Consider the following 12361-nt stretch of genomic DNA (forward strand, 5'->3'; position numbering starts at 1 on the left):
CGGATAAAATGACATTGTGCGTCTTGCATTTCAACCCACTTCTGGGTCACGCACTGCAACAGGAAAGGGATGGCAGATGACGGATGCAACAATCGTGGCGGCAGAGAGCGAAGCGGATGCGCGCCCCGCCTGGGGCGCGGTCCTGGCGATGACGCTCGGCGTGTTCGGGCTGGTGGGCGCGGAGTTTCTGCCGGCAAGCCTGCTGACGCCGATGGCGGCGGATCTTCGCATCTCCGAGGGCATGGCCGGGCAGGCGGTGACGGCGACGGCCGCCGTCGCGCTGGTGACGAGCCTTCTCATCACCGTAGTGACGCGCAGGCTCGACCGGCGGCTCGTGCTCGTCGGGCTTTCGGTCCTGCTGATCTTCTCGAACCTCCTGGTCGCGATGGCCGCGAACCTGCCCATGCTGCTCCTCGGCCGGGTGCTGCTCGGCATGGCGCTCGGCGGCTTCTGGACGCTCTCCGCGGCGACCATGATGCGGCTTGTGCCGGAGCCCTATGTGGCCAAAGCCCTGTCGGTGATGTTCCTCGGCGTTTCGGCGGCGACGGTCTTCGCCGCGCCCGTCGGCAGCTATGTCGGCGATATCGTCGGCTGGCGGAATGTCTTCCTCGGCGCCGCCGTGCTCGGCGCGATCGCGCTCGTCGTGCAGCTCGCCACGCTCCCCTCGCTGCCGCCGCGCGGCCATTCGCGCTTCGGCACGCTCGTCGAGGTGCTGACGCGGCCGGGCGTCGGCTTTGCGATGTTCGCGATCCTGCTCGTCTTCACCGGTCATTTCGCCTTCTTCACCTATGTAAGGCCGTTCCTCGAAACGGTGACGGGCGTCGGCGTCGAGGGTGTCTCGGCCGTGCTGCTCGGCTTCGGCGTCGCCACCTTCTTCGGCAACTATCTCGGCGCGGTGCTGCTCGAACGCTCCGTGCGCTTCACGCTCGCGATCATGCCGGTCGTGATGGCCGTGCTGGCGCTGTCGCTCTCGGCCTTCGGCGGCAATCTCGCGGGCGATGCGGCCATGGTCGCGCTCTGGGGCCTTGCCTTCGGCGCCGTGCCGGTCGCCTGGTCGACCTGGATCACCCGGGCGGTGCCGGACGAAGCCGAAAGCGCCGGCGGCCTCTTCGTCGCGGCGATCAACTTCGCCATCGCGACGGGGGCGGCGGCCGGCGGGGCGCTGTTCGATGCGAGCGGCGTTGCGAGCGTCTTCGTCGCAAGCGGCGCCGTGCTGATCCTTGCCGCGCTCACCATCGTCTCGGCGGTCCGCACCCGCCCGGCGTGATCGCGGGCGGCGGCCCCAGTGAGCCGCCGCCGCTTTCTGCCGGCATGAAGCCGGGCCAATCATGAATTTCATGCAGCTCGGGAACGGGCTCTCCGTCTCCTCTCCATGGACCTGTGCCAGCCCGCACTGATAGGGCTGTCATCTTCCGACCTTTTCGGTCTAGAACACCCGTCGAAGAAACTGGAAGGAGCGTTGTTGCACGATGACGAGGGCTGGAGATTTTTCGCGGGGAACGTTTGTCGGGCGCGTCTGGCGGCCGGATGTACAGGGGCCGGCGGTCGTGGCGCTGCGGGACGGCAAGCTGCATGACATCACCTCCGGGGCCGCGCCCACCATGCGGGACCTGCTGGAGGCCGACGATCCGGCAGCGGTCGTCCGCGCGGCCGGAGGGGAAGACCTCGGCGCGCTCGATGCGGTGCTGGAAGCCTCGGACGAAGGGACCGGCGATGTCTCCCGGCTCCACCTGCTCGCGCCCTGCGACCTCCAGGCGGTGAAGGCCTGCGGCGTCACCTTCGCCCGCTCGATGATCGAGCGCGTGATCGAGGAGAAGGCGGCGGGCGATCCGGCGCTGGCGGAAAAGATGCGCACGCGCGTCACGGCCATCATCGGCGACAGCCTGCGCGACCTGAAGGCGGGTTCGCAAGCCGCCGCGAAGGTCAAGGCCGCGCTGATCGAGGAAGGCGTCTGGTCGCAATATCTCGAAGTCGGCATCGGGCCGGATGCGGAGGTCTTCACCAAGGCCCCGGTGCTTGCCGCCGTCGGCTGGGGCGCATCCGTCGGCCTGCACCCGATCTCCAGGTGGAACAATCCGGAGCCGGAAGTCGTGCTCGCGGTCGACAGCGCCGGCCGCGTCAAGGGCGCGACGCTCGGCAACGACGTCAACCTGCGCGACGTCGAGGGCCGCTCGGCCCTGCTGCTCGGCAAGGCGAAGGACAACAATGCCTCCGCCGCCATCGGCCCCTTCATCCGCCTCTTCGACGAGACCTATTCCATCGAGGACGTGCGCAAGGCCGATCTCGATCTCCTGATCGAAGGCGAGGACGGCTTCGTGCTGAAGGGCCGCAGCACCATGCGCGAGATCAGCCGCGATCCGCTCGATCTCGTTTCCCAGACCATCGGCAGGCATCACCAGTATCCGGACGGCTTCATGCTGTTCATGGGCACGCTGTTCGCGCCCGTCGAGGACCGCGACGCGCCGGGGCAGGGCTTCACCCACAGGATGGGCGACCGGGTGACGATCTCCAATGCGGAGCTCGGCGCGCTGGTCAACACCGTGCGCCTTTCCACCGAATGCCCGCCATGGACCTTCGGCGTCGCGGCGCTGATGCGCAACCTCGTTTCGCGCGACCTTCTCTGATGCATTCTTGAATGCATGATCCGCGGCCCCGAAAATAAGGGGCCGCTCCTCCCAATCCCCGCCAAAGCGACTACATTAGGGACGTGGCTTTCGTGGAGGAGGGCCTGCGGGCCGCCGCGCGGCCGCGAGGGAGGACGACATGTATGACGCCGGCATGAGCTTCGGGCTTGGCGAGGATATCGAGGCGCTGCGCGAGAGCGTGCGGCGCTTTGCGGCCGACAGGATTGCCCCGCAGGCCGCCGGGATAGACCGCAGCAACGATTTTCCGATGCCGCTCTGGCGGGAACTGGGCGATCTCGGCCTTCTCGGCATCACCGCGCCGGAAAGTTTCGGCGGTGCCGGCATGGGTTATCTCGCCCATTGCGTGGCGATGGAGGAGATCAGCCGCGCCTCGGCCTCGGTCGGCCTCAGCTACGGCGCCCATTCCAATCTCTGCGTCAACCAGATCGTCCGCAATGCCAGCCGGGAGCAGCGGGAACGGTACCTGCCCAAGCTGATCTCCGGCGAACATGTCGGCGCGCTCGCCATGTCCGAGCCGGGGGCGGGGTCGGATGTCGTCTCGATGAAGCTGCGGGCGGAAAAGCGTGGGCCGCGCTATATCCTCAACGGCAGCAAGATGTGGATCACCAACGGGCCGGATGCGGACGTGCTGGTGGTCTATGCCAAGACCGATCCCGAAGCCGGGTCGCGCGGTATCACCGCCTTCCTCGTCGAGAAGGGCTTCAAGGGCTTCTCCACCGCGCAGAAGCTCGACAAGCTCGGCATGCGCGGCTCCAATACCTGCGAGCTGGTCTTCACCGACTGCGAGGTGCCGGAGGAGAACGTGATGGGCACCGTGGGGCGTGGCGTCAACGTGCTGATGTCCGGCCTCGATTACGAGCGCGTCGTGCTGTCCGGCGGCCCGCTCGGCATCATGGCCGCCTGTCTCGACATCGTCGTGCCCTATCTTCACGAGCGCAAGCAGTTCGACCGGCCCATCGGCGAGTTCCAGCTCATGCAGGGCAAGGTGGCCGACATGTATGTCGCGCTCAATGCCTGCCGCGCCTATGTCTATGCCGTGGCGAGCGCCTGCGACCGGGGCGAAACGACGCGCAAGGACGCCGCCGGCTGCATCCTCCATTCCGCCGAGATGGCGACCAGGCTGGCGCTGGAGGCCATCCAGTCGCTCGGCGGCAACGGCTATATCAACGACTATCCGACTGGCCGCCTGCTGCGCGATGCGAAACTCTACGAGATCGGCGCCGGCACCTCGGAAATCCGCCGCATGCTGATCGGCCGCGAAATCTTCCAGGAGACGCTGTGATGCCGGTTCTCCCTTCGGCCGTGAACACGCGCAGCGAGACCTTCGCGGCAAACCGCAAGGCGATGCTGGACGCGCTGGCCTTGGTGGAAGAGGCCGCGAGCCTTGCCATGGACGGCGGCGGGGCGAAGGCGCGCGAGCGCCACCTTTCGCGCGGCAAGCTGTTGCCGCGCGACCGAGTGGCGCAGCTTCTCGACCCCGGCTCGCCCTTCCTCGAAATCGGCCTGACCGCTGGCCATGGCCTCTATGACGGCGCCTCGCCCTCCGGCGGCATGATCGCCGGCATCGGCCGCGTCTCGGGCCGCGAATGCATGATCGTCTGCAACGACGCGACGGTGAAGGGCGGCACCTATTACCCCATCACCGTGAAGAAGCATCTGCGCGCGCAGGAGATCGCCGCGGAAAACCGTCTGCCCTGCATCTATCTCGTCGATTCCGGCGGGGCGAACCTGCCCAACCAGGACGAGGTCTTCCCCGACCGCGACCACTTCGGCCGCATCTTCTACAACCAGGCGCAGATGTCCGCCGCCGGCATCCCGCAGGTCGCCGTGGTCATGGGAAGCTGCACGGCGGGCGGGGCCTATGTGCCGGCGATGAGCGACGAGACCGTCATCGTCGAGAACCAGGGCACGATCTTCCTCGCCGGCCCGCCTCTGGTGAAGGCCGCGACGGGCGAGGTGGTGACGGCCGAGGACCTCGGCGGCGGCGATGTGCACACCCGCCTTTCCGGCGTCGCCGATCATCTGGCGCGCGATGATCGCCATGCGCTCGCCATCGCCCGGGGGATCGCCGCCAATCTCAACACGCACAAGCCGCCGGTCGTGAGGTCCGGCGCGGGCGATGCCCCGCTCTACGACCCGGAAGAGCTTCTCGGCATCGTGCCGGCCGACACGCGCACGCCCTATGACGTGCGCGAGGTGATCGCCCGCGTGGTCGACGGCTCGCGCTTCGACGAATTCAAGGCCCGCTTCGGCACCACGCTCGTCTGCGGCTTCGCCGCCCTGCATGGCCTGCCCGTCGGCATTATCGCCAGCAATGGCGTGCTCTTCTCCGAGGCGGCGCTGAAGGGGGCGCATTTCATTGAGCTCTGCGCCCAGCGTTCCATCTCACTTCTCTTCCTGCAGAACATCACCGGCTTCATGGTCGGCCGCAAATACGAGGCGGAGGGCATCGCCAAGCATGGCGCCAAGCTCGTCACTGCGGTCGCGACCGCAAGCGTGCCGAAGATCACGGTGCTGATCGGCGGCTCCTACGGCGCGGGCAATTACGGCATGTGCGGCCGGGCCTATTCGCCGCGTTTCCTCTGGACCTGGCCGAACAGCCGCATCGCCGTCATGGGCGGCGAGCAGGCGGCCGGCGTTCTGGCGACGGTCAAGCGCGAGGGCATCGAGCGGGCGGGCGGGAGCTGGAGCATGGAGGAGGAGGCCGCCTTCAGGCAGCCGACCATCGACATGTTCGCCCGCCAGAGCCACCCGCTCTATGCCTCGGCAAGGCTCTGGGACGACGGCATCGTCGATCCGCGCCGGACGCGCGACGTCCTGGCGCTCTCGCTCTCGGCGGCGCTCAACGCGCCCGTCGAGCCCACCCGTTTCGGCGTCTTCAGGATGTAGAGGAGGCAAGTCATGAAACGCGAATCGATCAATGCCAAAAATGCACCCGCCCCGCGCGGCGGCTATTCGCAGGCCGTGAAGATCGAGGATTTCAAGGCGCTGGTCTTCGTCAGCGGCCAGATCCCCGTCTCGGACGACGACAAGGTGCCGGAGAGTTTCGAGGACCAGGCGCGGCTCGTCTGGCGCAATGTCGACGCGCAGCTGAAGGCGGCGGGCATGACGAAGGCGGACCTCGTCAAGGTCACGACCTTCCTCTCCGACCGGCACCACGCCACCGCCAACCGCGAGATCCGCAGCGAATATCTCGGCGCCCTCGCGCCGGCGATGAGCGTCGTCATCACCTCGATCTTCGATGGAAAATGGCTGCTGGAAGTCGAAGCCGTCGCAGCCCAGTGAGAAGCGGAGCCGGGATGTTCAGGAAGATCCTCATCGCCAATCGCGGCGAAATCGCCTGCCGCATCATCCGCACCGCAAGGCGCATGGGTGTGGCGACGGTCGCCGTCTATTCGGATGCCGACCGGGCGGCGCTGCATGTCGGGATGGCCGACGAGGCGATCCGCATCGGCCCGGCGGAGGCGGCAAAGAGCTACCTGAACGGCCCGGCGATCATCGAGGCGGCAAAGGCGAGCGGCGCCGAGGCGGTGCATCCCGGCTACGGCTTCCTTTCGGAAAACCCCGGTTTCGTCGAGGCGGTGGAGGCCGCGCGCCTCGTCTTCATCGGCCCCTCCGCCAACGCCATCCGGGCCATGGGCCTCAAGGACGCCGCCAAGGCGCTGATGGAAAAGGCGGGCGTGCCCGTCGTGCCCGGCTATCACGGCGACAGGCAGGACACCGCCTTCCTCGCCGGCGAGGCCGAGGCCATCGGCTATCCCGTGCTGATCAAGGCGCGCGCCGGCGGCGGCGGCAAGGGCATGCGGCGGGTGGATGACCCCGCCGATTTTTCCGCCGCGCTGGAAAGCGCCCGCCGCGAGGCCGAAAGCGCCTTCGGGGACGGCCGCGTGCTGGTCGAGAAATACATGGCCAAGCCCCGCCACATCGAGGTGCAGGTCTTCGGCGACGGGCACGGCGATGTCGTGCACCTCTTCGAGCGGGACTGCTCGCTCCAGCGCCGGCACCAGAAGGTGATCGAGGAAGCGCCGGCGCCCGGCATGACGGCGCAGATGCGTGCGGTAATGGGCGCGGCGGCCGTGCGCGCGGCCGCGGCGATCGGCTACAGCGGCGCCGGCACGGTGGAGTTCATCGCCGACGTTTCCGGGGGGCTCCGGCAGGACCGGTTCTATTTCATGGAGATGAACACCCGCCTGCAGGTGGAGCATCCGGTGACGGAGGCTATCACCGGGCTCGACCTCGTCGAATGGCAGCTCCGCGTCGCTTCGGGCGAGCCGCTGCCGAAGCGGCAGGAGGCGCTCTCCATCGACGGCTGGGCCTTCGAGGCGCGGCTTTATGCGGAAAACCCGGCCCGCGACTTTCTGCCGGCGACCGGCCGCCTCTCGGTCTTCGACCTGCCGGAAGGCGCCCGCGTCGATTCCGGCGTGCGCGCCGGCGATGTCGTCACCCCCTATTACGACCCGATGATCGCCAAGGTGATCACCCATGGCCGCGATCGCGCCGAGGCGCTGGCGAAGCTGGAAACGGCGCTCGAAGCATGCCGCGTCGGCAGGCTGGTGACCAATGCCGGCTTCCTCGCCCGCCTCTGCCGCCTGCCGGCCTTCGCGGAAGGGGATGTCGATACGGGGCTGATCGGCCGCGCGGGCGAGGGGCTGCTGGCCGATCCCGAGGCATCCGAGGAGGTTTTCGCGCTCGCCGCCCTCTCCGCGCTCGGCTTCCTTAAAGCGCCTGCCGATCCAGATCCATGGGGCCGGCTCCGTGGCTTCCGGCTGTGGGAAGAGGCGGCGCAGACGGTCTTTCTCGATCATGGCGGAACGGAGCACGCGCTTCGCGTGACGATCCGCGGCGGGGACGGCTTCCGGATCGAGCACGATGGCGTGGCGACGGACCTGCGCGTGCTCTTGGCGGACGGCGCGTCCCTGCGGGTCGATTTCGACGGCCGCGTGCTGCCGGCGACGGTTCATCGCGACGGGGCCGATATCGCCGTCTTCTTCGGCGGCCACGGCCATGCCTTCGCGATTGCCGGGGAGGCCGGCCATCAAGGCGAGGCGGGAGCGGGCGGCGACCGGCTTTCGGCGCCGATGCCGGGGCTGGTGCGGATCGTGGCGGTGGGGCCGGGCGCGCGCGTCGCAAGGGGCGAGCCGCTCGTCACCATGGAGGCGATGAAGATGGAACTGGTGCTGGCCGCCCCGCGCGACGGCGTGGTGGCGGCGGTGCCGGTGGCGGTGGGCGACCAGGTGGCGGAAGGCGCGCTGCTTCTTGCGCTGGAGCCCGAGGAGGCGACATGAGGCGGCGCATCGAAATCGTGGAAATGGCGGCCCGCGACGGCCTGCAGAACGAGAAGGCGATCATTCCGGCCGCCGACAAGATCGCGCTGATCGAACTCCTGTCCGCCTGCGGCTTCCGGCGCATCGAGGCGACGAGCTTCGTCAGCCCGAAATGGGTGCCGCAGCTTGCCGACGGCGCCGAGGTGATGGCCGGCATCCGGCGCCGGCCGGGCGTTTCCTATTCGGCGCTGGTGCCCAACATGAAGGGCTACGAGGCGGCGCGGGCGGCCGGCGTCGACGAGGTCGCCGTCTTCCTCTCGGCCTCCGAGGGCTTTTCGCGCGCCAATCTCAACTGCTCGATCGCCGAGAGCATAGAACGCGCCCGCCCGGTGGCGGAAGCGGCGCGGCGCGACGGCGTTCCGCTGCGCGGCTATGTCAGCTGCGTCGTGCGCTGCCCCTATGACGGGCCGGTCGCGCCGCAGGCCGTGGCGGAGGTCGCCAGCCAGCTCCTCGACCTCGGCTGCCATGAGGTGAGCCTCGGCGACACGATCGGGCGCGCGTGGCCGAGCGAGATTGCGGCCATGCTGGAGGCGGTGCTGGAGATCGCCGCGCCGGAAAACCTCGCCGGCCATTTTCACGATACGAGCGGAATGGCGCTCGACAATATCCGCGTCGCGCTCGATCATGGGCTCTCCGTCTTCGACGCCTCGGTCGGCGGGCTCGGCGGCTGCCCCTTCGCGCCAGGCGCGCGCGGCAATGTGGATACGCTCGCCGTCGCCGACATGCTGGCCGAGACGGACTACGAAACGGGGCTCGACCCGGAAAAGCTCGCCGCTGCCGCGGCCTTCGCCCGCCGCATCACCGGCATGCATCATGAGGAGGTGCAGCCATGAATTTCGAGACGATTTCCGTATCCGTCGATCGGCGCGGCGTCGCCGCTCTCACGCTACGTCGCCACGCCCAGCACAACGCGCTGTCCGGCCTGATGATCCGCGAGTTGACCGCCGTCGCCGGCCTGCTTTCCGAGGACAGGGCGGTGCGCGTCGTCGTCCTCACCGGGGAGGGCGAGAGCTTCTGCGCCGGCGGGGACCTCAACTGGATGAAGGAGCAGATCGCCGCGACGCGCGAGGAACGCATCGCCGAGGCGCGCCGCCTCGCGCTGATGCTGAAGGCCCTGCGCGACCTGCCGAAGCCGCTCGTCGCCCGCGTCAACGGGCAGGCCTATGGCGGGGGCGTCGGGCTCATCAGCGTCTGCGATGCGGCGATCGCCGTGGAGGGCGCCCGCTTCGGCCTCACCGAAACCCGCCTCGGCCTTATCCCGGCGACGATCAGCCCCTATGTCGCCGCGCGCATCGGCCCCGCGGCCTTCCTGCGCTTCGCCACCTCCGCCCGCCTGTTCGATGCGGCGGTCGCGCGCGACATCGGCCTCGTCAGCCGTATCGTGGCGCCGGAGGCGCTGGACGAGGCCGTGGAGGCGGAGATCGCGCCTTATTTCGCGGCCTCGCCAAATGCGGTGGCGGCGGCGAAGGCGCTCGCCCATGCGCTCGCCCCGCCCATCGACGACAAGGTCATCGAGATGACGCTGACCCGGCTTGCCGATACCTGGGAGACGCCCGAAGCGGGGGAGGGGATTTCGGCCTTTCTGGAGAAGCGCAAGCCGGGCTGGGTATTGGTCGACACGAAAGCGTGACGTTGCGAGTTTGGCTTGCCCCTCACCCTAACCCTTGTAACTTGGATTTTGCTCCCTGGGCTGGCCGGCCCGGGGAGATCGGCGACCAAGCCCGATAGCTCTGAGAACTTAAAGTTCGTGGGAGAGCTTGGGACACTCGCCGGGATTTCCCAAGCCCGTACAGTCGCTTGGGCCAAGCTCCGGCCGGGGACCAAGCCCGCTATGCGCAAGGATGGGGCACCGAAATTCTCAACAAACTCCTCGTTCCAAAGCCTCTTACCGTCTTGCAATTCAAGACAGTCGCTCTCCCCGCAAGCGGGGAGAGGGGACTTGCCCCACGCAACCTTGGAAGTTTGGGAAACCGTTGCGGCATATCCCCTTCTCCCCAGCGGGGAGAAGGTGCCGGCAGGCGGATGAGGGGGGATGCCGAAGGCAGAAAGAAAAGTTTCTCTTTGCCGCCCCCCTCATCCGACCCTTCGGGCCACCTTCTCCCCGAGGGGAGAAGGGAAGGACGGCGACGTCGAATTCCATAGGCGGTGACCCTGCCGCCTACGGGAGCAGGGGTGTACCCCACTTGCGACCATTGGTTGAGGAAACCGGCGCGGCATATCTCCTTCTCCCCGCTTGCGGGGAGAAGGTGGCCGGCAGGCCGGATGAGGGGCAGACCCGCCCCATGAGAAGCGTCACCCCTACTCGATGAACACCCGCACGCTTGCCGCTCGCCCGGCAGCGTCGATCACCGTCAGCGTCGAGAAGCCCGCGCCTTCCGGCGTCCACTGCGTCGTGCGCCGGCGTGCGGCGTCGGGCAGCACCTTGCCATTGGCGAGCCAGCGGAAGGGTGCGCGGCCGCCCTGGAGCTTCAGGACGAGCGGCGAGATCGCGCCCGCCGCCGTCGCGCCGAGCTCCACATGGGCACCCTCCGGCGGATAGACGATCTCCGGCGCCGGCTCGCGCCCGGCGGTCACGACGAGGCCGCTCGACGTGGTGGAGAAGCGGCGCATGCTGGCCGGCAGTTCCGATTGCGCGATGCGCACGGCGCCGGCCGGCGCGCGCGGCAGCGCGGTGATGGCGACGCCGGAGCGCGAGAAGGCTTCGAAGAGGATGGGCGCGGCGGCGCCGTAGCCCGTCAGGCCCGGCACGGCGCCGTTGTCGGCGCGGCCGACCCAGACGCCGAGCACATGCCGGCCGTCGTATCCGATCGACCAGGCGTCGCGGTAGCCGTAGCTCGTGCCGGTCTTGTAGGCGATGCCGAGCCGGCGGCTGCCGGTCGGCGGGATGACGCCGGACAGCACGTCCGAGACATGCCAGACGGCGACGGGATCGAGCAGCGGATCGCCGTCGATGACGGCGGCATCCCCCGTGATGCCGTCGCCGAGCCGGACCGGCATGCCGCGATTGGCGAGCGCGGCATAGAGCTGGGTGAGGTCGCGCAGCGTGATGCCGAGGCCGCCGAGGCCGATGGCAAGGCCGGGCGTCTCGCCCGGCGGCAGCTCGGGCCGCACCTCGGCGCGGCGGAAGCGCACCATCAGCCGCGTCGGGCCGACGGCGTCGAGCAGGCGCACGGCGGGCACGTTGAGGGACAGTTGCAGGGCCTTGCGCACGCTGATGTCGCCCTGGTAGGTCATGTCGAAATTGCGCGGGCGATAGCCGGAGAAATCGGCGGGGCGATCCTCGACGATGGTCTCCTGCGCGACGAGGCCCTCCTCGAAGGCGAGGCCGTAGATGAACGGCTTCAGCGCCGAGCCGGGCGAGCGGCGGATGCGCGTCATGTCGATCCAGCCGGCGCGGCTGCCGTCGAAATAATCCGCCGAGCCGACTTCGCCGAGGATCTCGCCGGTGCGGGCATCGGCCATCACCATGGCGATGGAGACCTTCGGCCCGAGCCGTTCGGCCGCCTCGCGGGCGACGGTCTCCAGCCCGTCCTGCACGGTGCGGTCGAGCGTGGTGCTGCGCGTGACCGCCTTCGGATCCTTGCGCAGCGCGAGCTCCGAAAGGTGGGCGGCATAGGACGGAAGCTGCCGGCGGCGGGTGGGGATGGCCTCGGCGCTCGCGCGCTCGGCCTCCCCCTCGCCGATGATATCGGAGACGGCCATGCGGTTCAGAACGCGCTCGCGCGCCTTTTCCGCGACGTCCCGGTGCCGGTCGGGCCGGCGCTTTTCGGGAAGCTGCGGCAGGGCGACGAGGAGGGCGGCTTCGGCGACGGACAGCCGCTTCGGCTCCTTGCCGAACCAGGCGAGGCTCGCCGCCCGCACCCCTTCGAGATTGCCGCCATAGGGGGCGAGCGTCAGGTAGAGGTCGAGGATCTCGGCCTTGGAGAGCCGCCGCTCGAGCTGGACGGCGCGCGCCATCTGGCGCAGCTTGGCGAGCATCGACCGGCTCTCGCGCGGTTCGATCAGGCGGGCGACCTGCATGGAGAGCGTCGAGCCGCCCGAAACGATATGGCCGCTGGTGACGAACTGGCCGGCGGCGCGCAGCAGCGCCAGCGGATCGATGCCGGAATGCGCGTTGAAGCGCCGGTCCTCATAGGCAAGCAGCATGCGGACGAACTGCGGATCGACATCGGCGGCCGTGGTCTTCAGCCGCCAGTGCCCCTGCGGCGTCGCGAAGGCGCGCAGCAGCCGGCCGTCGCGGTCGAGCACTTCCTTCGAGACGGTATCCACCACCCCGACGGGCGGCGGATAGGCGTGGTCCGCACGGTCGAGCCCGAAGGCGAGGGCGGCAATAGCCGCCGCCCCGCTCAGGGAACCGACGAGGAGCTTGCGCCAGAGCGCCATGGCGCCTCC

At 68.9% G+C, this 12361-nt stretch carries 9 protein-coding genes; 8 read left to right on the top strand and 1 reads right to left on the bottom strand.

Annotated elements, in window-relative coordinates:
- Positions 1–76: 76 nt before the first annotated feature.
- The 8 genes from ACZ1A1_RS20765 to ACZ1A1_RS20800 all read left to right on the top strand — a co-directional run bounded on the left by ACZ1A1_RS20765 (position 77) and on the right by ACZ1A1_RS20800 (position 9599).
- Positions 77–1267, top strand: a complete 1191-nt coding sequence (locus tag ACZ1A1_RS20765; RefSeq protein WP_463621414.1) for an MFS transporter — start codon at positions 77–79, stop codon at positions 1265–1267.
- Positions 1268–1469: 202 nt separating this feature from the next.
- On the top strand, positions 1470–2624 hold the full coding sequence (locus ACZ1A1_RS20770) for a fumarylacetoacetate hydrolase family protein (RefSeq protein ID WP_463621415.1): 1155 nt from the start codon (positions 1470–1472) through the stop codon (positions 2622–2624).
- 154 nt (positions 2625–2778) lie between these two features.
- Positions 2779–3927: an isovaleryl-CoA dehydrogenase gene (locus ACZ1A1_RS20775; protein ID WP_463621510.1), complete on the top strand. Its 1149-nt coding sequence runs from the start codon at positions 2779–2781 to the stop codon at positions 3925–3927.
- Positions 3927–5534 carry a carboxyl transferase domain-containing protein gene (locus ACZ1A1_RS20780; protein WP_463621416.1) on the top strand — a complete coding sequence of 536 codons (1608 nt, stop codon included), beginning with the start codon at positions 3927–3929 and terminating at the stop codon, positions 5532–5534. The genes ACZ1A1_RS20775 and ACZ1A1_RS20780 overlap by 1 nt, the downstream gene beginning before the upstream one ends.
- 12 nt (positions 5535–5546) lie before the next feature.
- Positions 5547–5930, top strand: coding sequence for a RidA family protein (locus ACZ1A1_RS20785; RefSeq protein ID WP_463621417.1), 384 nt, complete (start codon positions 5547–5549; stop codon positions 5928–5930).
- A 14-nt stretch (positions 5931–5944) separates the two neighbouring features.
- The gene (locus ACZ1A1_RS20790; RefSeq protein ID WP_463621418.1) at positions 5945–7930 is read left to right on the top strand and encodes an acetyl/propionyl/methylcrotonyl-CoA carboxylase subunit alpha; all 1986 of its coding nucleotides are present in this window, start codon (positions 5945–5947) and stop codon (positions 7928–7930) included.
- On the top strand, positions 7927–8802 hold the full coding sequence (locus ACZ1A1_RS20795; RefSeq protein ID WP_463621419.1) for a hydroxymethylglutaryl-CoA lyase: 876 nt from the start codon (positions 7927–7929) through the stop codon (positions 8800–8802). Before ACZ1A1_RS20790 ends, ACZ1A1_RS20795 begins: the two co-directional genes overlap by 4 nt.
- On the top strand, positions 8799–9599 hold the full coding sequence (locus tag ACZ1A1_RS20800; protein ID WP_463621420.1) for a crotonase/enoyl-CoA hydratase family protein: 801 nt from the start codon (positions 8799–8801) through the stop codon (positions 9597–9599). The genes ACZ1A1_RS20795 and ACZ1A1_RS20800 overlap by 4 nt, the downstream gene beginning before the upstream one ends.
- Positions 9600–10267: 668 nt before the next feature.
- On the opposite strand, the gene pbpC is transcribed toward ACZ1A1_RS20800, so the two are convergent.
- Complete coding sequence (pbpC, locus tag ACZ1A1_RS20805) at positions 10268–12352, bottom strand: penicillin-binding protein 1C (protein ID WP_463621421.1); 2085 nt, start codon at positions 12350–12352, stop codon at positions 10268–10270.
- Positions 12353–12361 lie beyond the last annotated feature (9 nt).

The sequence above is a fragment of the Shinella sp. R2-11 genome, assembly GCF_055330205.1.